Consider the following 20055-nt stretch of genomic DNA (forward strand, 5'->3'; position numbering starts at 1 on the left):
CAAGGCGCCAGGTGCGGGACTAGGGTCGTGGGCATGTCCGATTCCACTGACTTCTTCGCCGGCTTGCACCACGTCCAGCTCGCTATTCCGCCGGGGGCCGAGCCGCTCTGCCGGGAGTTCTGGGGTGACGTGATGGGGATGACCGAGCTGGCGAAGCCGCCGGTGCTGGCAGCCCGCGGCGGCTGCTGGTTCCGCGGCGGCGGCCTGGAGGTGCACCTCGGCGTGGAGCAGGATTTCGCCCCCGCCCGCAAGGCGCACCCGGGCATCCTGGTGAACGGCCTGCGGGCGCTGGCCGAGCGGCTTGAGGCCCATGGCCACCCGGTGCAGTGGGACGGTGAGTTCCCGGGGCACGACCGCTTCTACGCCTTCGACAAGCTGGGCAACCGCCTGGAGTTCCTTGAGCCCCACCGGGCTTGAGAACGACCTGCCCGCGACGATGACTGGGAACACCTTCGCCCCGGCCCCGCCGGAGCCGCTGCCGCGTGATCTGTTCGATCCGGACTGCCTGCCGAATCCGGTGCCGATCAGGTTCAGCGAGAAGTGGGCCTGGTTGGTGCTGCGTTGCCTGGAGCCGGGGCCTCGGCGGTTCTCGGAGTTGCGGGTGCCGCTGCACTGGGTCACGCCCAAGGTGCTGACCGAGACGCTGCGCTCGCTGGAGCGGGACGGGCTGCTGACCCGGACCGAGTTCCAGGAGCACCCGCCCCGCGTGGAGTACGAGTTGACGACGTTGGGCCACTCGCTGTTCGGCCCGATGGACGCGGTCTGCGGCTGGGCCAGGGAGAACCTGGGCCGGCTGCTGGCGGCCCGCGAGGCGCATCCGGCACCGTCGAAGTAGGCGTCGGGGCCGGCGTCGAACGTGGCGAGCCGGCCGTGGAGAGAAGCCCCCGTTACCCCCGTTACCCCCGTTGCCCGGTGGCTCCGCGACCGGTCAGGCGACCAGTTCGCGGGCCTCCAGGTAGGTCCGCACCACTGCCATGCCGTACACCGGCTGGATCAGTTGCTGGCCCTTGAAGAACGGCCGAGCCGGGGCGAACCCGGCCGCGACGAGCAGTTCGCGGATCTCTGCTATCTCCGCCTCGCTGCGGGCCGTGAAGCGGACCTCCCAGCCCTTCTTGTACGTCGACCCCCGTTCGCCGGCCCGGCGGGCGGGGTCGGGCCGCCGGACGTAACCGGGCAGCCGGCCCAGGCGCAGCTGCGCCGCGCTCAGACCTGATGTTTCGTCATATGGCATGTCCCGATGGTAGGCAATGGGCTCGGGTTGCTCGCGGGGAGGGAGGATTCCGCGTGAGTGGTCCGGGTCACATGGCGATTGGGGAATACATAACTTGGGTACTGCACGCAAGCAAATCGCGTCCAATTGCTCCGAATGAGTGAGGGTATGGCGACTTTAGTGCGGAGCTGTCCCGGTTTGACGACGGTTCCGTAACGGTGCGTCAGTGCACGACTCCGGCGCCCGGGTGACGGGGGAGGGTTGTCGCATGAGCTTCCAGATGCCGCCCACCGCCCTGTCCCTCGAAGAGCTGTCCCGCCGCCAGCAGAACGTGATCACGGCAAGTCAGTTGCGGGCCCGGGGAGTTCCGTCCCGGGTGGTCAGTGAGCACTGCCGGCGTGGCGGCCCCTGGCAGCGTCTGCTGCCCCGGGTCTACCTGCTGCAGCCCGGCGAGCCGACGCCCGAACAGCGGATGTGGGCCGCGCTGCTCTACGCGGCCCAGAACGGGCGCGAGGAGGGCAGCGGCACCGGCGCGGTGATCACCGGCGCGGCCGCGCTGGCGCTCTACGGCTTCAGCGGGGTGCCGCGGCTGCCGGCCGTCACCGGGGTGCAGGTGCTGGTGCCCCGGCAGCGCCGGCTGCGGGACGTGGGGGAGGTGCGGATCCGGCGCACCGCCCGGGAGTTGGAGGCCCGCGAGGTGCACGGGCTGGCCTGCGCCCCGGTGCCGCGGGCGGTGGCGGACGCGCTGCGCGAGTGGACCGACAGCGGGGTGCTGGAGGCGGGGCTGCTCGGGCCCCAGGTGCTGCGGACCGTGCTGCGCGAGGCGGTGGCCGACGGCTGGGCGGACGGTCCCCGGGCCTGCCCGCCGGCCGAGCTGCTCGCGGAGCTGCGCGAGGCGGACCTGCTGGCGCAGCCGCGGATCCGCGCCGCGGTGGACGAACTGCTGGCCGCCGAACGGCAGTCGACGCTCGGCGGGGTGCTGGAGCTGGCCGCCGCCGAGCTGCTGCCGGACCCGCTGACCGGGCCCGAGCTGCGGATGCGCGGCGGCACCTTCGTCGCGGTGCCCGACCTCTACTGGCCGCAGGAGGGCGTGGCGGTCGAGGTGGACTCGGCGCTGCGCTGCCTGAGCGACGGCGAGACCGCCTGGGTGCGGGCCGGGCAGCACCGGATGACGTACCTCGGGGTGCGGGTGCTGCACCTGACCGCGAACCAGGTGGCGGACGAGCCGGCCGCGGTGGCCGATGAACTGCGGCAGGCCCTGTTGACCGGCGGCACCGACTTGGTGGAACTGCAGATCACCGAGGGCTGACCCAGCCCTGGCGAAGACTCCGAGAAGGCTCGGCCCAGCGCCGGCTCCCCGCTTGGCCCAGCAGCCGCTTGCCGCTCCCCGCTTGGCCCAGCAGTCGCTCACCGCTCAGCCCAGCACCGGTTCGCCGCTCAGCACCACGCCCGCCGCCCGCAGTTGCTCCAGCGCCTTCGCCGTGGTCTCCGGTGCCACACCCGCCGTGAGGTCCAGCAGCACCCGGGTGGCGAACCCCTCCCGCACCGCGTCCAGCGCGGTCGCCCGCACGCAGTGGTCGGTGGCGATGCCGACCAGGTCCAGCTCGTCCACCGCATGCTCGCGCAGCCAGTCGGCGAGCGTGCTGCCGTTCTCGTCGAAGCCCTCGAAGCCGCTGTAGGCCGCGGCATGGGCGCCCTTGGAGAAGACCGCCTCGATCGCGCCCGAGGTGACGGAGGGCGCGAAGCTGGGGTGGAAGCCGACCCCCTCGGTGCCGGCCACGCAGTGCGGCGGCCAGCTGTCGACGTAGTCGGGCTCGGCGGAGAAGTGGTCGCCCGGGTCGAGGTGGTTGTCCCGGGTGGCCACGATGTGGTCGTAGGCGCCACGCTCGGTGGCGATCAGCTCGGTGATCGCGGCCGCCACCTCGGCCCCGCCGGCCACGGGCAGGCTGCCGCCCTCGCAGAAGTCGTTCTGCACATCGATGACGATCAGGGCCCGGGACATGGTGTTGGATCCTTGCTGAGGGTCGGGTGGCGAGCGGGGTGGCCGCTCGGGAGTGTGGCCACTCTAGGGAGTGCCAGTGGAGGGTGGAAGGGGCGCCCCGCCGAAGGATGCGCCTCACTGAAGGACGTTCCCCGCCGAAGGATGCGCCTCGCTGAAGCAACCGCCCCGCTGGAGCACGAAAGCGGCGTCCCGCCCGCCCCCGGTCAGTGCAGCAGCAGCTCCGTGGCGATCACCGGCTCGCCGCGGGAGAGCTGGGTGGCCGACATCGGCAGGGCGCCCCGCGAGCGCAGGTGGCGTTCCCGGGCGGCGGACAGCGGCTCCCGGCCGACCACCTCGCCGGCCCGCACCAGCGGCACCTGCAGGGTGTGCTCGGCGAGCTCGGCGGGCAGCTCGCCGGTGCCGACCACCTCGGCCTCGGCCACTCCGTCGGCGTCCGGGCGGCGGGCCGCCCACTTGCGGCCGCCGATGCTGGTCTTGGCGCCGGCCGAGCGCTTGGCCACCGGCACCAGCGGGGCGCCGGGATCGGTGGAGGCGGCCCGGGCGACCAGCTTGTAGACCATCGCGCAGGTCGGCTGGCCGCTGCCGGTGACCAGGCTGGTGCCGACCCCGTAGCCGTCGACCGGCGCGGCGGCGAGTGCGGCGATGGCGTACTCGTCCAGGTCGGAGGTGACGATGATGCGGGTCTGCTGGGCGCCGAGCTCGTCGAGCTGGCGGCGGACCCGGTGGGCCAGCATGGTCAGGTCGCCGGAGTCGATCCGGACCGCGCCGAGCTCGGGCCCGGCCACCTCGACGGCGGTGCGCACCGCCTCGGCCAGGTCATAGGTGTCGACCAGCAGGGTGGTGCCGGTGCCCATCGAGGCGATCTGGGCGGTGAACGCGTCCTTCTCGCTGTCGTGCAGCAGGGTGAAGGCGTGGGCGGCGGTGCCGGTGGTCGGGATGCCGTGGGTGTAGCCGGCCTCCAGGTCGGAGGTGGCGGCGAAGCCGGCGACGTAGGCCGCCCGGGCGGCGGCGACCGCGGCCCGTTCGTGGGCCCGCCGGGCGCCCATCTCGATGCACGGCCGCTCCCCTGCGGCGGCCGTCATCCGGGACGCGGCGGCGGCCACCGCCGAGTCGAAGTTGAGGATGGAGAGGATCACCGTCTCCAGGATCACGGACTCCGCGAAGCTGCCCTCGACGGTCAGCAGCGGGGAGCCGGGGAAGTAGACCTCGCCCTCCGGGTAGCCGTGGATGTCACCCGTGAAGCGGTAGTCGGCCAGCCAGCGCAGGGTCGGCTCGTCCACCACCCGCTGGTCGGCCAGCCAGTCCAGCTGGGCGGTGCCGAACCGGAAGTTCTGCACCGCGTCGAGGACCCGGCCGACCCCGGCCAGCACGCCGTAGCGGCGACCGTCCGGCAACCGCCGGGTGAAGACCTCGAAGACCGAGCGGCGGTGCGCCGCACCGCTGCGCAGCGCGGCCTGCAGCATGGTGAGCTCGTAGCGGTCGGTGAGCAGCGCGGTCGAGTCGGCTGCCGGCGAGGTGGGCAGGGCGGTCGGTGCCGCCGCGAATGCCTGGGCGTCCATGGGGATGATGCTACTACCACTTAGCGTCAGTTTGACGATTTGTGCGCCCAACTGCCGGGTCGGAATCGCTCCGCGCTCCCTCGGATGGCAGCATGGGAGGTCAGAGGGGGCCTCTGCCGAGTCGGGGAGGGGTGCCCGGCAGTGCCAGACGCAGAGCCCGTGACCCGTCCCGTGAGGAGAGCCCGCCGTGAGTGTCGCGCCGGCCGAGATCGAACGCCCCGAGGCCGAGAGCCTCCCGGTGGCGGAGCCGGACACGCCGTGGGTGACGATCGTCCACAACGATCCGGTCAATCTGATGAGCTATGTCCTCTACGTATTCCAGGCCTACTTCGGCTACCCGAAGGAGAAGGCCCGCAAGCTCATGATGGACGTCCACACCCGCGGGCGCGCGGTGGTCTCCAGCGGCACCCGCGAGGAGATGGAGCGGGATGTCCAGGCCATGCACGGCTACGGCCTGTGGGCCACCCTGCAACATGACTGACGATCAGTCAGCTCCACTGGTCACTCGAGGAAATCGCACTCCACACAATCGCACTCCAATCAATCACAAGCGTGGGACGGTAGTTGCACTGATGGCTGGGTTGTTCGAGCGGACCCGAGACGGGGGCGCGGCGATCGCGCTCGACCAGGTGGAGGCCGACATCCTCCGCTCGCTGGAGGTGCAGATGCTGGAGCTGATCGGGCCCGGCCCGGGCGGCGATCCGGGCGCCGACCCGCTGGCCGCCCTGTTCGCCGAGGGCCCGACCGAGGCACCCAGCGACCCGGCGCTGGCCCGGCTCTTCCCCGACGCCTACGGCGACCCCGCCGAGGCGGCCGACCCGCAGACCCGGGCGCTGGCCGGCGAGTTCCGCCGCTACACCGAGCTGGACCTGCGGGCCCGCAAGCGGGAGGACGCGCTGTTCGTGGTCCGCTCGCTGGACACCCTCGGCGGCGACGGCGGGGTGCTGAGCCCCACCGGCGAGGAGTGCCGGCGCTGGCTCGGCGCGCTCAACGACCTGCGCCTGACCATCGGCATCCGGCTGGAGGTCACCGAGGACGACGAGGAGGGCCTGTACCAGCTGCCGGACAGCGACGAGCGCAAGCCGCTGGTGATGGCCTACCTGTGGCTCGGGGCGATGCAGGAGTCGCTGCTGGAGGCGATGACCGGCTGATCGGGGCCGTCGCGCCCGCGAGTTGGCGCCGCCGTCCGGCAGTCGGAGGCGCCGACGGGCCGGCCGGGGCTGCCCCTATCCTGGCCGCATGCTGACCATCACCCGAGAGCTGCACGACGCGATCGTCGCCCACGCCCGCGCCGACCACCCGGACGAGGCCTGCGGGGTCGTCGCCGGACCGGCCGGCAGCGACCGCCCGGAGCGGTTCATCCCGATGCTGAACGCGGCCCGCTCGCCCACCTTCTACGAGTTCGACTCGGCCGACCTGCTCAAGCTCTACCGCGAGATGGACGACCGGGACGAGGATCCGGTGGTCGTCTACCACTCGCACACCGCGACCGAGGCCTACCCCTCGCGCACCGACGTCAGCTACGCCTCCGAGCCGAACGCCCACTACGTGCTGGTCTCGACCGCCGAGGGCACCGGGGCCGGCGACCCGTTCCAGTTCCGCTCGTTCCGCATCGTGGACGGTGTGATCACCGAGGAGGACGTCCAGGTGGTCGACGCCTGACCGGCAGGGCCGGCGGTCCGGGCCGGCCGACCCGCCGGCCGCCCGGGCGCTCCCAGCGGATCTCAGCACTCGGGAGGAAATCATCCGAGCAGCGAGACGGGCATGGAGGAACCCGGCCGGGAATCTATACGATGCCCGCATGCGTTCCGTCGATGTGAGTACTCAGGCCCCGGGCATCCGCCTCGTGGCGCGCCTGCACATCGACCTGTGCCGGCACGCCGCGGCGATCTGTCCGGATGCCTCCCGCTGCGACACCTGAGGGCGCGCCGCCCGGCCCGAGCCGGGTGCGCGCGGCCGCACGCCCCGCCTTCCGCCCGAACCCGCCGCGCCCCTGCGGCCCCCACCACCACCTGCCCAGGAGCACAGCCATGGCCATCGAGGTCCGCATCCCGACCATCCTCCGCAGCTACACCAACGACGCCAAGGCCGTCGACGGCACCGGCAGCAATCTCGGAGAGCTCATCGCCGACCTCGATGTCCGCCACCCGGGCATCGCCGCCCGCCTGCTGGACAACGGTGAGCTGCGCCGCTTCGTCAACGTCTACCTGAACGACGAGGACGTCCGCTTCCTGCAGGGCCTCGCCACCGGCCTGACCGACGGCGACAGCGTCACCATCCTCCCCGCCGTGGCCGGCGGCGCGAAGTAAGGCGCCGGCTCATGCGCTACGACAGCCCGCTGGCAGCCGTCGGCAACACGCCGCTGGTCCGGCTGCCCCGGCTCTCCGCGGCCGTGCCGGGCAACGACGCGGGCCTGGTGACGCTCTGGGCCAAGCTGGAGGACCGCAACCCGACCGGCTCGATCAAGGACCGCCCGGCCCTGCACATGATCGAGCGGGCCGAGGCGGCCGGCCGGCTCACCCCCGGCTGCACCGTGCTCGAACCCACCAGCGGCAACACCGGCATCTCGCTCGCCATGGCGGCCAAGCTCAAGGGCTACCGGATGGTCTGCGTGATGCCGGAGAACACCAGCGAGGAGCGGCGCGAGCTGCTCCGGATGTGGGGCGCCGAGATCATCCCCTCACCGGCCGCCGGCGGCTCCAACACCGCCGTGCGGGTGGCCAAGGAGCTGGCCGCCGAGCATCCGGACTGGGTGATGCTCTACCAGTACGGCAACCCGGACAACTCCGGCGCGCACTACGCCACCACCGGCCCGGAGATCCTGGCCGACCTGCCGACCGTGACGCACTTCGTGGCCGGCCTGGGCACCACCGGCACCCTGATGGGCGTCGGCCGGTACCTGCGCGAGAAGGTGCCGGGCGTGCAGATCGTGGCCGCCGAGCCGCGCTACGACGACCTGGTCTACGGGCTGCGCAACCTCGACGAGGGCTTCGTCCCCGAGCTCTACGACGCCGAGGTGCTGACCAGCCGGTTCAGCGTCGGCTCCGAGGACTCGGTCCGGCGCACCCGTCAACTCCTCGCCGAGGAAGGCATCTTCGCGGGTGTCTCGACCGGCGCGATCCTGCACGCGGCGCTCGGGGTCGCCCGCAAGGCCGCCGCGGCGGGCGAGCGGGCCGACATCGTCTTCGTGGTGCCGGACGGCGGCTGGAAGTACCTGTCCACCGGCATCTACACCGCCGCGACCACCGACGAGGCCGTCGAGGCGCTGAAGGGCCAGCTCTGGGCCTGACGCGCCGCCAGATCGCTCAACGGGCCCGTACCGCACGCTCGGTACGGGCCCAGGTCGGTGCGTCCACCAGTCCGACCCGGCGGCGGAAGGCGGTCAGCGCCACCTCGCGCAGCTCGTCGGTCTCCAGCCAGCTGGCCCGGCCCTCCCGGTCGCCCACCGACCCCGGCGGCAGCGCCAGCACCCCGGGGCGCTGGTGGTGCTTGCTGGTGATCTTGACCACGGTCGCGGAGCGCCCGTGCACCGAAAGCACCAGGCAGGGGCGGTCCTTGTGACCCGGCCCGTCTTCGAAGGGCACCTCGGCCCACCAGATCTCGCGCGGCGCCGGAGTGCCCGCCGCCGCGACCGGCCGGCGCGGTGCGGGGGTGCGGGCGGGGGCGGTGCTCGATCCGGAACCGCGCGAGCGGCGACCGAGCAGCACCGTCAGGACGAGCAGCACCAGGGCGGCAAGACCGAGCAGGGGGTAGGTCGAGGCAGTGGCGTGCTGCGCGAGGTTCATGCGATGACCGTACCGGTGTGACAGTTGGGCAGATATCCGCCCCATGCTGCCGGTTCGTCACGGAACCGCCACGGCGCCCGCCGCACCCCGTGCCGCCCACCCGGAGCGGATTGACTGGCCTCGGCACAGCCGTCGCAACCCCTGGAGGTGACTGGCGTGCGGGAAGCGTGGTCCTACCCGGAGATCGCCCACCACATCGGCGTCCAGATCGACACCGTGCGCAGCTACCGCCGGCACGGCCTGCTCCCGGAGCCCGACTTCGTCGACGACGGCGGCCACCCCCGCTGGTACCCCGCCACCATCAAGGCCTGGGCCCGCCGCCGCCCCGGCCACCGCTGACCCGCCGACCGCACCGGGCCGCCCGAAGGCGTTGGCGCGCCACGGGATCCGCGCGCCGCCCCGTTCTGGTGATTCCAGCCACAGCCCGGCACGGAGACGGGGGCAAAGTGCCGCTCCGCCCTTACCCTCGACAGGCGACCGCTGCCGCTACCCACCGGTGTGACCCGGCGGTAACCAGCGTGCGCGGGACCTGGATCCGGCGGAGGGGCTCGGGATGAAACTGACTGTGGTGGGGTGCTCCGGGAGCTTCCCGTCCCCCGAATCCGCCTGCTCCAGCTACCTGGTCGAGGCCGACGGCTTCCGGCTGGTCCTGGACCTCGGCAACGGTGCGCTCGGCGCCCTGCAGAGCCACATCGGCCTCTACGACGTCGACGCGATCGCCCTCAGCCACCTGCACGCCGACCACTGCATCGACCTGTGCGGCTACTGGGTGGCCCGCAACTACCGCCTGGAGGGCGTGCCGGCCCCGCTGCCGGTCTACGGCCCCGCCGACACCCCGGGCCGGATGGCCCGCGCCTACGACATGCCCGAGGCCCCCGGCATGACCGAGGTCTTCGACTTCCGCACGCTGCGCCCCGGCACCATCGAGATCGGCCCGCTGACCGTCACCGTCGCCCGGGTCAACCACCCGGTGGAGACCTTCGCCTTCCGGGTCGAGCACGACGGCCGCTCGCTGGTCTACTCCGGGGACACCGGGGAGAGCCCCGAACTGGTCGAGCTGGCCCGCGACTGCGACCTCTTCCTCTGCGAGGCCGCCTACACCGACGGCAAGGAGACCTACCGGGCGATCCACCTCAACGGCCGGGAGGCCGGGGAGCACGCCGCCGCCGCCCGGGCCCGCCGCCTGGTGCTGACCCACATCCCGCCGTGGACCGACCCGCAGCGCAACCTGCGGGACGCCGAGGCCGCCTTCGCCGGCCCGGTGGAGCTGGCCAAGGCGGGAGCGGTGTACGAGGTCTGAGCACCCACGCCGGAGGGGTCCGTCCGGCGCTGCCGAGCGGGCCCCTCCGGCGGTACCGGCTCAGGCCTTGGTGAGGTCCTCGATCTCGTCATCGGGCTCGCGGCCCGGGGTCGGCAGGTTGAACTTGGTGATCACGAAGCGGAACACGAAGTAGTAGATCGCGGCGAAGACCAGGCCGATCGGGATGACCAGCCACTGGTTGCGGCCGTGGCTCCAGCCGAGCAGCAGGTCGATCAGGCCGGCCGAGAAGGTGAAGCCGAGGTGCACGCCCAGCGCCCAGGTCACGGCCATCGAGACCGCGGTCAGGATCACGTGGACCACGTACAGCGCGGGGGCGATGAAGACGAAGGCGAACTCGATCGGCTCGGTCACACCGGTGACGAAGGAGGTCAGCGCGAGCGACATCATCATGCCCATCACGGCCTTGCGGCGCTCCGGGCGGGCGCAGTGCGCGATGGCCAGCGCGGCGGCGGGCAGCGCGAACATCATGATCGGGAAGAAGCCGGACATGAACTGGCCCGCGTGCGGGTCGCCGAACATGTAGCGGGTCAGGTCGCCGTGCACCACGGTGCCGTCCGGCTTGGTGAAGTCACCGGCCTGGAACCAGGCGTAGGAGTTGACGAACTGGTGCATGCCGACCGGCAGCAGCGCGCGGTTGACCAGGCCGAAGGCACCCGCGCCGAGCGCGCCGGCACTGATCAGGGTGTTGTTCAGGTGACCGATCGCATCGCCGACCGGGCCCCAGAACCGGGCGAACAGCACACCCACGATGGTGCCGACGAAGGCCATGATGATCGGGACCAGCCGGCGTCCGTTGAAGAAGCCGAGCCAGTCGACCAGCTTGGTGCGGTGGAACCGCTGCCAGAGCACCGCGCTGAGCAGGCCGATGACGATGCCGCCGAGCACACCGGGGTTCTGGTAGGTCGGCTCGACCCACTTGCCGTCGGCGATGTGGCCGTCGGTGATCGGGAAGGCCGTCAGGACCTTGCTGTAGGTCAGGAAACCGACCACGGCGGCCAGCGCCGTGGAACCGTCGGCCTTCTTGGCGAAGCCGATGGCGATACCGATGGCGAAGAGCAGCGGCAGGCCGAACTTGGTGTCGAGGATGGAGCCACCGGCCGCGTTGAACACGGCGGCGACCTTGTCCCAGCCGAGGCCGTCCTTGCCGAAGACGTCGTCCTGGCCGAGGCGCAGCAGCAGGCCGGCGGCCGGCAGCACGGCGATCGGCAGCTGGAGGCTGCGGCCCATCTTCTGCAGGCCCTGCAGCAGGCTCTGGCCGAACTTCCTGGCGGGGGACGGAGCGGCGGGCGACTTTGCCTGCGCTGTCGTACTCATGCGGGTGGTTCCTCACGGCATGGCGTACCGGGCGGGGTGCGGTCCGGGACCAGTACGCGAACTGGTCTACACCACTAGTGGTGTAGACCAGTTTTGTAGCATGCCGCGAGAGGGGCTGGAAGGGCCGATAGGCCCGCAGGTCGGAAGTGCTATGAAATCGAAACCTTGTTGAGGATTAATGATCACCATTACCCGGCGTAATTACGGCCGGTTCAGTCGGCGGTTCAGGCCTTGGTGAGGTCCTCCACTTCCTCCTCCGGTTCGCGGCCCGGCGTCTCCAGATTGAACGTGCGGATCATCAGTCGGAAGAGCGCGTAGTAGACCACCGCGAAACAGAGTCCGATCGGGATGATCAGCCAAGGTTTGGTGGCCAGGCTCCAGTTGATCAGATAGTCGATCAGGCCCGCCGAGAAACTGAAACCGTCGTGCACGCCCAGTGCCCAGGTGATGCCCATCGAGGCGCCGGTCAGCAGCGCGTGTGCCACATAGAGCAGCGGGGCCACGAAGAGGAAGGAGTACTCGATCGGCTCGGTGACCCCGGTCACGAGGCTGGTCAGCGCGACCGAGAACATCAGGCCGTAGATCTCCTTGCGCCGGTGCGGTTTGGCGCTGTGCACGATCGCCAGCGCGGCGGCCGGCAGCGCGAACATCATGATCGGGAAGAAGCCCGAGGTGAACTGCCCCGCCGTCGGGTCGCCGTGCAGGAAGCGCGGGATGTCACCGGTCCAGACGTTCCCCTGGGCGTCCGTGTAGGTGCCGTACTGGAACCACACGAAGGTGTTCAGGAACTGGTGCATGCCGATCACCAGCAGCGCGCGGTTGGCCACGCCGAAGATCGCCGACCCGAGCGAGCCCAGCCCGGCGAGCCAGTCGCTGAAGTGCACCAGGCCGCGCCCGATCGGCGGCCAGATCCACAGGGCGAGCACCGCGAGGGCGATGCCGACCAGTGCCGTGATCATCGGCACCAGCCGGCGTCCGTTGAAGAAGCCCAGCCAGTCGGGCAGTTTGGTGCGGTGGAAGCGCGCCCAGAGCCGGGCCGTCAGCAGACCCAGCAGGATGCCGCCGAACACCCCGGGGTTCTGGTAGGTCGGCGGGTTGGTCGGCGGCGTCACCGGGAACTGGCGGAGGATGTTGTAGTAGACGAGGAACCCGACCACGGCGGCCAGCGCGGTCGACCCGTCCGCCTTCTTGGCCATCCCGATCGACACTCCGACGCAGAACAGCAGCGGCAGTCCGAGCACCGGGTCCAGCAGCACGCCGCCCGCTGCCGCGAGCACCTTGGCGACGTTCGGCCAGTCGGCGATCCTGCCGTGCGGGCCGAACAGGTCCGGCTGGCCCAGCCGATTGAGAATGCCGGCCGCGGGGAGCACCGCGACCGGCAGTTGCAGGGAGCGGCCCATCTTCTGCAGGCCGCCGTAGAAGGTCTGCCACCACGGTTTCCGCGGCGGCGCGGCGCTCGCTGAACTCATCGTCGTCCCTCCGCGGTGGCCGGTCCGGGTGCGAACGGACGGTGGGAACCCCGGCGCCGGCCCGCGCGTTTTGGGAAGTGCGACCACATTGGTGTAGACCAGTTGTGGTACGGCCGAAAGCGCCGGAGGACCCGGGCTCCCGCCCACCGTCATCCTGGGAGGACGATCCGACCGGCGCGCGCGGGACTGGGCCGATCGAGGCCCAGCGTGGCGGATCAACCCGAACCGGGCGATCCTGGTCGCGCCGGAGACGCGGCGCGGGCGAACTGAGTCCGCGTCACCCCTCCCGGCACCCGCAGCACGGCACACCGCAGGACGGCCCCGGCATCAGCGCCGGAGCGCCGAGACAGAGGGAGAAAGACCATGGCCACCAAGGCTGAGAAGATCGTCGCCGGTCTCGGCGGTATCGACAACATCGAAGAGGTCGAAGGCTGCATCACCCGCCTGCGGACCGAGGTCAAGGACCCCTCCCTCATCGACGAGGCCGCCCTCAAGGCCGCCGGCGCCCACGGCGTCGTCAAGATGGGCACCGCGATCCAGGTCGTCATCGGCACCGACGCCGACCCGATCGCCGCCGACATCGAGGACATGATGTAGTCCCGCACCGCTTCGCCGAGGGTCCGTCAGCATCCACCGCTGACGGGCCCTCGGCGTACGGCCCCACTGGCGGACCACCCGGGTCCGAAGCGACTACGCTCAGGCACTATGTCACGCATCGACGGCCGCACCCCCGACCAGCTCCGCCCGATCACCATCGAACGCGGCTGGAGCAAGCACGCCGAAGGCTCCGTCCTGGTCTCCTACGGCGACACCAAGGTGCTCTGCACCGCCAGCGTCACCGAAGGCGTTCCGCGCTGGCGCAAGGGCAGCGGCGAAGGCTGGGTCACCGCCGAGTACGCCATGCTGCCGCGCGCCACCAACACCCGCGGCGACCGCGAATCCGTCCGCGGCAAGATCGGCGGCCGCACCCACGAGATCAGCCGCCTGATCGGCCGCTCGCTGCGCGCCGTGGTCGACCACAAGGCGCTCGCCGAGAACACCATCGTGCTCGACTGCGACGTGCTCCAGGCCGACGGCGGCACCCGCACCGCCGCCATCACCGGCGCCTACGTCGCCCTGGTCGACGCCGTCGCCTGGGCCCGCGAGAAGAAGCTGCTGCGCGCCAAGGGCCAGCCCATCACCGGCGGCGTCAGCGCGGTCAGCGTCGGCATCATCGACGGCGTCCCGATGCTCGACCTGCGCTACGAGGAGGACGTCCGCGCCGAGACCGACATGAACATCGTCTGCACCTCCGACGGCCGCTTCGTCGAGGTCCAGGGCACCGCCGAGGGGCAGCCCTTCGACCGCGACCTGCTCAACCGGCTGATCGACCTCGGTGCCCAGGGCTGCGCCGAGCTGGACGCCATCCAGCGCAAGGTGCTGGCCGGCTGACCCTCCCCCAGGGACTCGGGCGGGTGGCGGGCCGTGCGGCCCACCGCCCGCACCCGCGGGCAGTCCGGGATACTGGGGAGCCATGAGCACCCCCCGCCGTCTGATCCTCGCCACCCGCAACCAGCACAAGGTCACCGAACTGCGCGCCATCCTCGGCGCCGCCGGCCTGAACGTCGAACTCGTCGGCGCCGACGCCTACCCCGAGGTTCCGGACGTCGCCGAGACCGGCGTCACCTTCGCCGAGAACGCCCTCCTCAAGGCGCACGCCCTGGCCCGCGCCACCGGCCTGCCCGCCGTCGCCGACGACTCCGGCCTCTGCGTCGACGTGCTGGGCGGCGCACCCGGCATCTTCTCCGCCCGCTGGTCCGGCAAGCACGGCGACGACCAGGCCAACCTGGACCTGCTGCTCGCCCAGCTCTCCGACATCGCCCCCGAGCACCGCGCCGCCCACTTCGCCTGCGCCGCGGCCATCGCCCTCCCCGACGGCACCGAACGCGTCGTCGAGGGCCGCCTCCTCGGCACCCTGCGCACCGCCCCGGCCGGCGGGCACGGCTTCGGCTACGACCCGATCCTGCAGCCGCTGGGGGAGACCCGCACCTGTGCGGAACTGACGCCGGATGAGAAGAACGCGATCAGCCACCGGGGCAAGGCGTTCCGGGCACTGGCGGAGGTGGCGGGGGAGCTGCTGGGGTAGGACCGCTGTACGCCGAAGGCCGGGCCCTGGGGGCCCGGCCTTCGGTTCTCGGATACTGCCTGGTGCGGCCTGAGGGACTCGAACCCTCACGGGGTTTCCCCCACTGGGACCTAAACCCAGCGCGGCTGCCAATTACGCCAAGGCCGCCCCTGTCAAGGCATCATGCTACTTGCCAGGCCGCAGTGCCTGCACCTGCCTTCTCACGGCGGCAGTAGGTGGGGCCAGGGCAGTTCGGCATCGACGTGGTCGACCTCAAGGGTGAGGGGCTCACGACCCGTCAGGGGGCGGCGTTGGACCGGTCGGGTGCGGCGGTTGAGTGGTCGGTGCTTGACGCGTGCACAACGATTCTGTTGCGGCCTGTGCGAATCTGTGCGAAAGCTCTTGACCGGTGGGACTGGTGGCGGTGTCATGACCCCATCTCACGTGAGTCTGTTCGGTTCTGATGGATTGTGGTCCTCATTCCCGCTAGGAGCCCGAGCTCATGACCACTGTGCACAACCGTCCCCGCACCGCGTTGGCCGCGTTCGGCCTGCTGGTCTCGCTCGGGCTGGCGGCCTGCTCGACCGGGCAGCAGAGCGGCGGCCCAGGTGGTGACACCGCCAAGGTGGCCGGCAAGATCAGCATGACGTACCTGCAGAAGCAGGGCGATCAGCAGTACTTCGTCGGCGAGGCCGCCGGGGCCAAGGCGAAGGCCGCCGAGCTCGGGGTGGACCTGAAGGTGGTCAACCTGGGCAGCGACGCCAACCAGACCGTCAGCGACGTCCAGGCGGCGATCGCGCAGAAGAGCAATGGTCTGATCATCGTGGTGCCGGACCCGTCGGTCGGCCCGCAGGTGGTGCAGATAGCCAAGGACGACAAGGTCGCGCTGCTCACCTCGGACGACCAGATCTGCACCACCGGCCCCAATCCGGCCAACTGCGCCAAGTCCGACCTGGTGCCGCGGATCGGCTTCTCCGGCCAGCAGATGGGCCAGCAGGTCGGCGAGCGGGCCGCCGAGGAGTTCAAGAAGGCCGGCTGGAGCGCGGCGGACACCCGCACCATCTCCGCCTGGCAGCAGGACGTGACGGTCTGCGGCGACCGGGTGAAGGCCGCCAAGGACGCCTTCGGGCAGTCCGTCCCCGGCGTGCAGAACATCGACGTCGCCACCGACAACACCCCGACCGGCGCGCAGGACAAGGTGGCCGCGACCCTCACCGCCAACCCGGGCGTCAAGCACTGGGTGATCTGGGGCTGCAACGACGAGAACGTGCAGGGCGGCATCACCGCCATGCAGAACGCGGGCATCAGCGCCGACAACATGATCGGCGTCGGCCTCGGCGCCTACCTGGCCTGCAAGGACTGGGGCAGCGGCAAGCCGTCCGGCATGAAGGCCGCGCTCTACATCAACGGCGGCGACGTGGGCGCCCTCGCCGTCCAGACCATGTACGACAAGCTCAGGAACGGCAAGGACTTCCCGCAGGAGGCGTTCGCCAAGACCACTATGGTCGACGCCTCCAACTGGCAGTCGACCGGCGTCCAGTGCAGCTGAGGGAGCTGCCGTGACGACCACGACCACGACCGCCGGCGCGGGCGTGCGCGGCCTCGGCAAACGCTTCGGCGAGGTCCGGGCGCTGGACGGGGTGACCCTGGACTTCCCGGCCGGCCAAGTCACCGCGCTGATGGGGGAGAACGGGGCCGGCAAGTCCACCCTGCTGAAGATCCTGACCGGTGATCACCAGCCCACCGAGGGCACCGTGCTGCTGGGCGGCACCGAGCTGGCGCTCGGCTCGCCCGCCCGGGCCCGGGCCGCCGGGATCCGGATCATCCCCCAGGAGCCGGAGATCATCCCGCATGTCTCGGTGGCCGAGAACGTCTACGCCGGTGCGCTGCCCCGCCGGGCCGGGCGCCGGCTGGACCGGGCCGAACTGCACCGGCGGATCACCGCCGACCTGGACCGGCTCGGCTTCTCCCGGGTGCTCGAACCGGAGCTGCTGGGCTTCCAGTTGACCCCGGCGCAGCGCCAACTGGTCGAGATCCTCCGGGCATTGACCGGCGAGGCGAAGGTGATCGCGTTCGACGAGCCGACCAGCTCGCTCTCCGAGCAGGAGGTGGCGGCGCTGTTCGCGCTGATCCGCCGGCTGCGCGCGCAGGGCGTGGCGGTGGTCTATGTCTCGCACCGGATGCAGGAGATCTTCCAACTGGCCGACCGGATAGCGGTGTTGCGGGACGGCATGCTGGCCGGTGTGCTGGATGCGGCCGAGGCGGGGGAGCAGGAGCTGGTGCGGCTGATGGTGGGCCGCGATCTCTCCCGACTGTTCGTCCGTCAGCGTGCGGCGACCGACCAAGTGGTGCTCCAAGTCGAGGACTTGACCACGGACGACGTTCAGGGGGTCAACCTGGCGGTGCGGGCCGGCGAGGTGGTCGGGCTGGCCGGTCTGATCGGGGCCGGGCGCTCGGAGTTGGCGCTGGCGCTGGCCGGCGACCTGCCGGTGCGCGGCGGCACGGTCCGGCTGGACGGTCGCCGGCTGCGGCCGGGGCGGCCGGGTGAGGCGATCCGGGCCGGTCTGGGGCTGGCGCCGGAGGAGCGCAAGGCGCAGGCGCTGTTCCTGCAGCGCTCGATCCGGGAGAACACCTCGCTGGTGGTGCTGGACCGGCTGCGGCGGTGGCGGTTCGTCCGGCGGGGCGCCGAGCGGGAGTTGGCGCAGGGCTTCGTGGACCGGCTGCGGGTGCGGGCGCCGGGGATCGAGCAGGAGGTGCGCACGCTCTCCGGGGGCAACCAGCAGAAGGTGGTACTGGCCCGCTGGTTGGCCCGCAAGCCCAAGGTGCTGATCCTGGACGAGCCGACCCGCGGTATCGACGTCGGCGCCAAGGCGGAGATCTACCAGATCATCGCCGACCTCGCGAGGGAGGGCGTGGCGCTGCTGGTGATCTCCTCCGAGCTGCCCGAGCTGCTGGGGCTGGCCGATCGGGTCGTGGTGATGCAGAACGGCCGGATCACCGGGGAACTGGACCGTGCCGAGGCCACCGAGGAGCGGATCCTCGCGCTGGCGATGGCCGACGACCTGAGCGACGAAGGCGGCCGGGGTGGCGAGGGCGACCTGAGGGACGAAGGCGGCCCGGGCGGCGACAGCGATCCGAGCGGCGAAGACGACCTGAGCGACGAAGGCGGCCCGGGCGGCGAAGGCGATCCGAGTGGCGAAGACGACCTGAGGCACGAAGGAGGGCGGCCATGACCACGTCCACCGCTGAGCGGAGGGCACCGGCGGCCAGGCGGGCCGGCGGCGCGCTGGCCGCGGTCGGCGGCCAGAACCTGAGCCTGATCGCCGCCCTGGCCGTGGTGCTGGCGCTGTTCGGCTCGCTGAACGGCAACTACCTGAGCTGGACCAACGTCCAGGTGATCGCCGAGGCGGTGACCATCACCGGCCTGCTGGCGGTGGTGCAGACCGTGGTGATCATCTGCGGCGGCCTGGACATCTCGGTGGGCTCGCAGGCCGGGCTGGCCTCGGTGGTCAGCGCGATGGCGTTCACCTCGGCGGGCAGCAGTCCGCTGGTGGGGATGGCCGCGGCGATCAGCGTCGGCGTGGTGGTGGGCGTGCTCAACGGCGCGGTGATCGTCTACGGCCGGGTCAACGCGACCATCGCCACCCTGGCCGGCCTGGCCGCCTACAAGGGCGTGGCCCAGCTGATCTCCAACGGCGCGGCGCAGGGCTACGTGCTGAACGACGCCGTCTTCGTCTTCCTCAGCCGCGGCAAGATCGCGGGGCTGCCGGTGATGGTGTGGATCCTGATCGTGGCGGCCGCGGCCGTGCACGTGCTGCTGAAGTACACCGACATCGGCCGGAACATCTACGCGATCGGCGGCAACCCCACCGCCGCCCGGCTGGCCGGCATCAACCTGAACAAGTACCTGATCTCCGCCTATGTGCTGGCCGCGGTGGTGGCCGCGGTCGCGGGCATCCTGCTGACCGCCCGGACCGGTTCCGGGCAGCCCGTCTCCGGCAGTGAGGGCCTGGAGCTGAAGTCGATCACGGCGGCCGCGCTCGGCGGTTGCGCGCTCAAGGGCGGCAAGGGCGGGATCGGCGGCACGCTGCTGGCGGTGGCGCTGCTCGGGGCGCTGGAGAACGGGTTGACCGTGCAGGGCATCAACTCGTTCTGGCAGAACGTGGCCCAGGGGTCGCTGCTGGTGGTGGCGGTGGTCATCCAGCAGCGGCGCAGCGGTGAGCGGGCCGTGGGGTTGCCGGGCTGACCGGTGGTGGTGGTCCCGGGAGCCGGGACCACCACCCGTCCGCTACGCCTCGACCTTGAGGTCGCGCAGCAGCTTGGCGACGTGCCCGGTGGCCTTGACGTTGTACAGGGCCCGCTCGACCTTGCCCTGCTCGTCGACGACCACGGTGGAGCGGATCACGCCGACCACGGTCTTGCCGTACAGCTTCTTCTCGCCGAACGCGCCGTAGGCCTCCAGTACCTTCTTGTCCACGTCGGACAGCAGGGTGACCTTGAGGTCCTCCTTCTCCCGGAACTTGCCGAGCTTCTCGGGCTTGTCCGGTGAGATGCCGATCACGTCGTAGCCGGCGCCGGCGAAGACCTCCAGGTTGTCGGTGAAGTCGCAGGCCTGGGTGGTGCAGCCCGGGGTGAGGGCGGCCGGGTAGAAGTAGACGATCACCTTGCGGCCCAGGTGGTCGGCGAGCGACACCTGGTTGCCGTCGGCGTCGGGCAGCGAGAATGCGGGGGCGGTGTCCCCCGCCTGGAGGCGCTCACTCACGGTAGTTCTCTCCTCGTGCGGGACCACTGTCGTACCGGATGCCAACCTACCGCCGTTGGTGGGCCGTACTGACTCCGATGGTGGGTGGGGCCGAGCGAGCCGCGAGTCGAGCTGACAGACTGGGCCGGAGCAGACTGGACGTCAGGTGAGTGAGGTGGCCCGGGTGGGCAAGACGAAGGACGTGCGTGACGGCGCGGGGCGGACCCTCGTGGAGATCGAGGAGAACATCGCGCGGACCCGTACCCAGCTGGCCGACACGCTCGACGAGCTGGCCATGCGGGTGCATCCGTCCACGATCACCGCGCAGGCCCGGGCGAAGGTGCTGGCCTCGGTGGAGCAGCGGGTCGGCAAGGCCTATGTGGCCGCCAGCCGCGGGGTGGAGCGGCTGCGTGCCGAGTTCACCGACGAGCACGGCAAGCCGCGTGCCGACCGGATCGTGCCGGTGGCGCTGGTCGGCGGCGGCCTGCTGGTGCTGCTGGCCTCCCGCAAGCGCAAGCGGGAGAGCTGATCGGTTTTCCCCGGATCGGCC

Annotated in this window: 25 protein-coding genes and 1 tRNA gene; 18 read left to right on the forward strand and 8 right to left on the reverse strand. The window is 71.3% G+C overall.

The window, feature by feature from the left end; all coding sequences use genetic code 11:
- Positions 1-33: 33 nt before the first annotated feature.
- Together P3T35_RS22630 and P3T35_RS22635 are read left to right on the forward strand one after the other, a co-directional pair.
- Positions 34-417, forward strand: coding sequence for a glyoxalase (locus tag P3T35_RS22630; protein WP_101381621.1), 384 nt, complete (start codon positions 34-36; stop codon positions 415-417).
- Positions 398-835, forward strand: coding sequence for a helix-turn-helix domain-containing protein (locus P3T35_RS22635; protein ID WP_348533430.1), 438 nt, complete (start codon positions 398-400; stop codon positions 833-835). Before P3T35_RS22630 ends, P3T35_RS22635 begins: the two co-directional genes overlap by 20 nt.
- Positions 836-928: 93 nt before the next feature.
- Here the strand turns inward: P3T35_RS22635 and P3T35_RS22640 are convergent, their stop codons facing one another.
- Positions 929-1231 carry a hypothetical protein gene (locus P3T35_RS22640; protein ID WP_101381622.1) on the reverse strand — a complete coding sequence of 101 codons (303 nt, stop codon included), beginning with the start codon at positions 1229-1231 and terminating at the stop codon, positions 929-931.
- A 247-nt stretch (positions 1232-1478) separates the two neighbouring features.
- On the opposite strand from P3T35_RS22640, the gene P3T35_RS22645 reads away from it, so the two are divergent.
- Positions 1479-2519, forward strand: a complete 1041-nt coding sequence (locus P3T35_RS22645) for a hypothetical protein (RefSeq protein WP_101381623.1) — start codon at positions 1479-1481, stop codon at positions 2517-2519.
- A gap of 105 nt (positions 2520-2624) precedes the next feature.
- Here P3T35_RS22645 and P3T35_RS22650 read toward each other — a convergent pair whose 3' ends face one another.
- Both P3T35_RS22650 and P3T35_RS22655 read right to left on the reverse strand, forming a co-directional pair.
- On the reverse strand, positions 2625-3212 hold the full coding sequence (locus tag P3T35_RS22650; RefSeq protein WP_101381624.1) for an isochorismatase family protein: 588 nt from the start codon (positions 3210-3212) through the stop codon (positions 2625-2627).
- Positions 3213-3415: 203 nt separating this feature from the next.
- Entirely contained in the window at positions 3416-4771 is a 1356-nt protein-coding gene (locus tag P3T35_RS22655) for a nicotinate phosphoribosyltransferase (protein WP_101381625.1), read from the reverse strand.
- A 187-nt stretch (positions 4772-4958) separates the two neighbouring features.
- Here P3T35_RS22655 and clpS point away from each other — a divergent pair, with 187 nt between their 5' ends.
- The 6 genes from clpS to P3T35_RS22680 all read left to right on the forward strand — a co-directional run bounded on the left by clpS (position 4959) and on the right by P3T35_RS22680 (position 8060).
- Positions 4959-5252 (forward strand): ATP-dependent Clp protease adapter ClpS, encoded by a 294-nt coding sequence (clpS, locus tag P3T35_RS22660; RefSeq protein ID WP_035848862.1) that lies wholly within the window; start codon positions 4959-4961, stop codon positions 5250-5252.
- Positions 5253-5343: 91 nt separating this feature from the next.
- Positions 5344-5922, forward strand: a complete 579-nt coding sequence (locus tag P3T35_RS22665; RefSeq protein WP_101381626.1) for a DUF2017 domain-containing protein — start codon at positions 5344-5346, stop codon at positions 5920-5922.
- 88 nt (positions 5923-6010) lie between these two features.
- Entirely contained in the window at positions 6011-6433 is a 423-nt protein-coding gene (locus P3T35_RS22670; RefSeq protein WP_101381627.1) for a M67 family metallopeptidase, read from the forward strand.
- 139 nt (positions 6434-6572) lie between these two features.
- On the forward strand, positions 6573-6692 hold the full coding sequence (locus P3T35_RS40440) for a putative leader peptide (protein WP_323809093.1): 120 nt from the start codon (positions 6573-6575) through the stop codon (positions 6690-6692).
- A gap of 109 nt (positions 6693-6801) precedes the next feature.
- Positions 6802-7080, forward strand: a complete 279-nt coding sequence (locus P3T35_RS22675) for a MoaD/ThiS family protein (protein WP_101381628.1) — start codon at positions 6802-6804, stop codon at positions 7078-7080.
- Positions 7081-7091: 11 nt separating this feature from the next.
- Positions 7092-8060 carry a cysteine synthase gene (locus P3T35_RS22680; protein ID WP_101381629.1) on the forward strand — a complete coding sequence of 323 codons (969 nt, stop codon included), beginning with the start codon at positions 7092-7094 and terminating at the stop codon, positions 8058-8060.
- Between the two features lie 16 nt (positions 8061-8076).
- Here the strand turns inward: P3T35_RS22680 and P3T35_RS22685 are convergent, their stop codons facing one another.
- The gene (locus P3T35_RS22685; protein WP_101381630.1) at positions 8077-8556 is read right to left on the reverse strand and encodes a type II toxin-antitoxin system PemK/MazF family toxin; all 480 of its coding nucleotides are present in this window, start codon (positions 8554-8556) and stop codon (positions 8077-8079) included.
- 147 nt (positions 8557-8703) lie between these two features.
- Between P3T35_RS22685 and P3T35_RS22690 the strand changes: the two genes are divergently transcribed.
- On the forward strand, positions 8704-8895 hold the full coding sequence (locus P3T35_RS22690) for a MerR family transcriptional regulator (RefSeq protein ID WP_180356543.1): 192 nt from the start codon (positions 8704-8706) through the stop codon (positions 8893-8895).
- A gap of 214 nt (positions 8896-9109) precedes the next feature.
- Positions 9110-9856 carry an MBL fold metallo-hydrolase gene (locus P3T35_RS22695; RefSeq protein ID WP_101381632.1) on the forward strand — a complete coding sequence of 249 codons (747 nt, stop codon included), beginning with the start codon at positions 9110-9112 and terminating at the stop codon, positions 9854-9856.
- Between the two features lie 60 nt (positions 9857-9916).
- Here the strand turns inward: P3T35_RS22695 and P3T35_RS22700 are convergent, their stop codons facing one another.
- Together P3T35_RS22700 and P3T35_RS22705 are read right to left on the reverse strand one after the other, a co-directional pair.
- Complete coding sequence (locus P3T35_RS22700; protein ID WP_101381633.1) at positions 9917-11191, reverse strand: PTS transporter subunit EIIC; 1275 nt, start codon at positions 11189-11191, stop codon at positions 9917-9919.
- A 224-nt stretch (positions 11192-11415) separates the two neighbouring features.
- On the reverse strand, positions 11416-12660 hold the full coding sequence (locus tag P3T35_RS22705; protein WP_101381634.1) for a PTS transporter subunit EIIC: 1245 nt from the start codon (positions 12658-12660) through the stop codon (positions 11416-11418).
- 363 nt (positions 12661-13023) lie between these two features.
- Here P3T35_RS22705 and P3T35_RS22710 point away from each other — a divergent pair, with 363 nt between their 5' ends.
- From P3T35_RS22710 to rdgB, 3 genes are all read left to right on the forward strand, one after another.
- The gene (locus tag P3T35_RS22710; protein ID WP_101381635.1) at positions 13024-13257 is read left to right on the forward strand and encodes a PTS glucose/sucrose transporter subunit IIB; all 234 of its coding nucleotides are present in this window, start codon (positions 13024-13026) and stop codon (positions 13255-13257) included.
- 108 nt (positions 13258-13365) lie between these two features.
- Positions 13366-14091, forward strand: coding sequence for a ribonuclease PH (rph, locus tag P3T35_RS22715; RefSeq protein WP_101381636.1), 726 nt, complete (start codon positions 13366-13368; stop codon positions 14089-14091).
- Between the two features lie 82 nt (positions 14092-14173).
- A complete protein-coding gene (rdgB, locus tag P3T35_RS22720; protein ID WP_101381637.1) occupies positions 14174-14785 on the forward strand; it encodes an RdgB/HAM1 family non-canonical purine NTP pyrophosphatase in 612 nt (203 codons plus the stop codon).
- 60 nt (positions 14786-14845) lie between these two features.
- On the opposite strand, the gene P3T35_RS22725 is transcribed toward rdgB, so the two are convergent.
- Positions 14846-14932 (reverse strand) — tRNA-Leu (locus P3T35_RS22725).
- 334 nt (positions 14933-15266) lie between these two features.
- Between P3T35_RS22725 and P3T35_RS22730 the strand changes: the two genes are divergently transcribed.
- From P3T35_RS22730 to P3T35_RS22740, 3 genes are read left to right on the forward strand one after another with little or no spacing between them, the layout of a single operon-like run.
- A complete protein-coding gene (locus P3T35_RS22730) occupies positions 15267-16313 on the forward strand; it encodes a substrate-binding domain-containing protein (RefSeq protein WP_101381638.1) in 1047 nt (348 codons plus the stop codon).
- A gap of 10 nt (positions 16314-16323) precedes the next feature.
- Entirely contained in the window at positions 16324-17997 is a 1674-nt protein-coding gene (locus tag P3T35_RS22735; protein WP_280707476.1) for a sugar ABC transporter ATP-binding protein, read from the forward strand.
- Positions 17994-19010 carry an ABC transporter permease gene (locus P3T35_RS22740; RefSeq protein WP_101381639.1) on the forward strand — a complete coding sequence of 339 codons (1017 nt, stop codon included), beginning with the start codon at positions 17994-17996 and terminating at the stop codon, positions 19008-19010. Before P3T35_RS22735 ends, P3T35_RS22740 begins: the two co-directional genes overlap by 4 nt.
- A gap of 42 nt (positions 19011-19052) precedes the next feature.
- Here P3T35_RS22740 and bcp read toward each other — a convergent pair whose 3' ends face one another.
- Positions 19053-19526: a thioredoxin-dependent thiol peroxidase gene (gene bcp, locus P3T35_RS22745; RefSeq protein WP_101381640.1), complete on the reverse strand. Its 474-nt coding sequence runs from the start codon at positions 19524-19526 to the stop codon at positions 19053-19055.
- Positions 19527-19689: 163 nt separating this feature from the next.
- Here bcp and P3T35_RS22750 point away from each other — a divergent pair, with 163 nt between their 5' ends.
- The gene (locus tag P3T35_RS22750) at positions 19690-20034 is read left to right on the forward strand and encodes a DUF3618 domain-containing protein (protein WP_280707479.1); all 345 of its coding nucleotides are present in this window, start codon (positions 19690-19692) and stop codon (positions 20032-20034) included.
- The last annotated feature ends 21 nt before the right edge of the window (positions 20035-20055 follow it).

The sequence above is a fragment of the Kitasatospora sp. GP30 genome (genome assembly GCF_029892145.1).
In the GTDB taxonomy this organism is placed as follows: Bacteria; Actinomycetota; Actinomycetes; order Streptomycetales; family Streptomycetaceae; genus Kitasatospora; species Kitasatospora acidiphila.

Excerpts from the sequence above, each read along its gene's own strand:
- P3T35_RS22630 (WP_101381621.1), top strand. The coding sequence starts at position 34 with ATGTCCGATTCCACTGACTTCTTCGCCGGCTTGCACCACGTCCAGCTC.
- P3T35_RS22640 (WP_101381622.1), bottom strand. The coding sequence starts at position 1,231 with ATGCCATATGACGAAACATCAGGTCTGAGCGCGGCGCAGCTGCGCCTG.
- P3T35_RS22645 (WP_101381623.1), top strand. The coding sequence starts at position 1,479 with ATGAGCTTCCAGATGCCGCCCACCGCCCTGTCCCTCGAAGAGCTGTCC.
- P3T35_RS22650 (WP_101381624.1), bottom strand. The coding sequence starts at position 3,212 with ATGTCCCGGGCCCTGATCGTCATCGATGTGCAGAACGACTTCTGCGAG.
- P3T35_RS22655 (WP_101381625.1), bottom strand. The coding sequence starts at position 4,771 with ATGGACGCCCAGGCATTCGCGGCGGCACCGACCGCCCTGCCCACCTCG.
- P3T35_RS22665 (WP_101381626.1), top strand. The coding sequence starts at position 5,344 with ATGGCTGGGTTGTTCGAGCGGACCCGAGACGGGGGCGCGGCGATCGCG.
- P3T35_RS22670 (WP_101381627.1), top strand. The coding sequence starts at position 6,011 with ATGCTGACCATCACCCGAGAGCTGCACGACGCGATCGTCGCCCACGCC.
- P3T35_RS40440 (WP_323809093.1), top strand. The coding sequence starts at position 6,573 with ATGCGTTCCGTCGATGTGAGTACTCAGGCCCCGGGCATCCGCCTCGTG.
- P3T35_RS22675 (WP_101381628.1), top strand. The coding sequence starts at position 6,802 with ATGGCCATCGAGGTCCGCATCCCGACCATCCTCCGCAGCTACACCAAC.
- P3T35_RS22680 (WP_101381629.1), top strand. The coding sequence starts at position 7,092 with ATGCGCTACGACAGCCCGCTGGCAGCCGTCGGCAACACGCCGCTGGTC.
- P3T35_RS22685 (WP_101381630.1), bottom strand. The coding sequence starts at position 8,556 with ATGAACCTCGCGCAGCACGCCACTGCCTCGACCTACCCCCTGCTCGGT.
- P3T35_RS22695 (WP_101381632.1), top strand. The coding sequence starts at position 9,110 with ATGAAACTGACTGTGGTGGGGTGCTCCGGGAGCTTCCCGTCCCCCGAA.
- P3T35_RS22700 (WP_101381633.1), bottom strand. The coding sequence starts at position 11,191 with ATGAGTACGACAGCGCAGGCAAAGTCGCCCGCCGCTCCGTCCCCCGCC.
- P3T35_RS22705 (WP_101381634.1), bottom strand. The coding sequence starts at position 12,660 with ATGAGTTCAGCGAGCGCCGCGCCGCCGCGGAAACCGTGGTGGCAGACC.
- P3T35_RS22710 (WP_101381635.1), top strand. The coding sequence starts at position 13,024 with ATGGCCACCAAGGCTGAGAAGATCGTCGCCGGTCTCGGCGGTATCGAC.
- rph (WP_101381636.1), top strand. The coding sequence starts at position 13,366 with ATGTCACGCATCGACGGCCGCACCCCCGACCAGCTCCGCCCGATCACC.
- rdgB (WP_101381637.1), top strand. The coding sequence starts at position 14,174 with ATGAGCACCCCCCGCCGTCTGATCCTCGCCACCCGCAACCAGCACAAG.
- P3T35_RS22730 (WP_101381638.1), top strand. The coding sequence starts at position 15,267 with ATGACCACTGTGCACAACCGTCCCCGCACCGCGTTGGCCGCGTTCGGC.
- P3T35_RS22740 (WP_101381639.1), top strand. The coding sequence starts at position 17,994 with ATGACCACGTCCACCGCTGAGCGGAGGGCACCGGCGGCCAGGCGGGCC.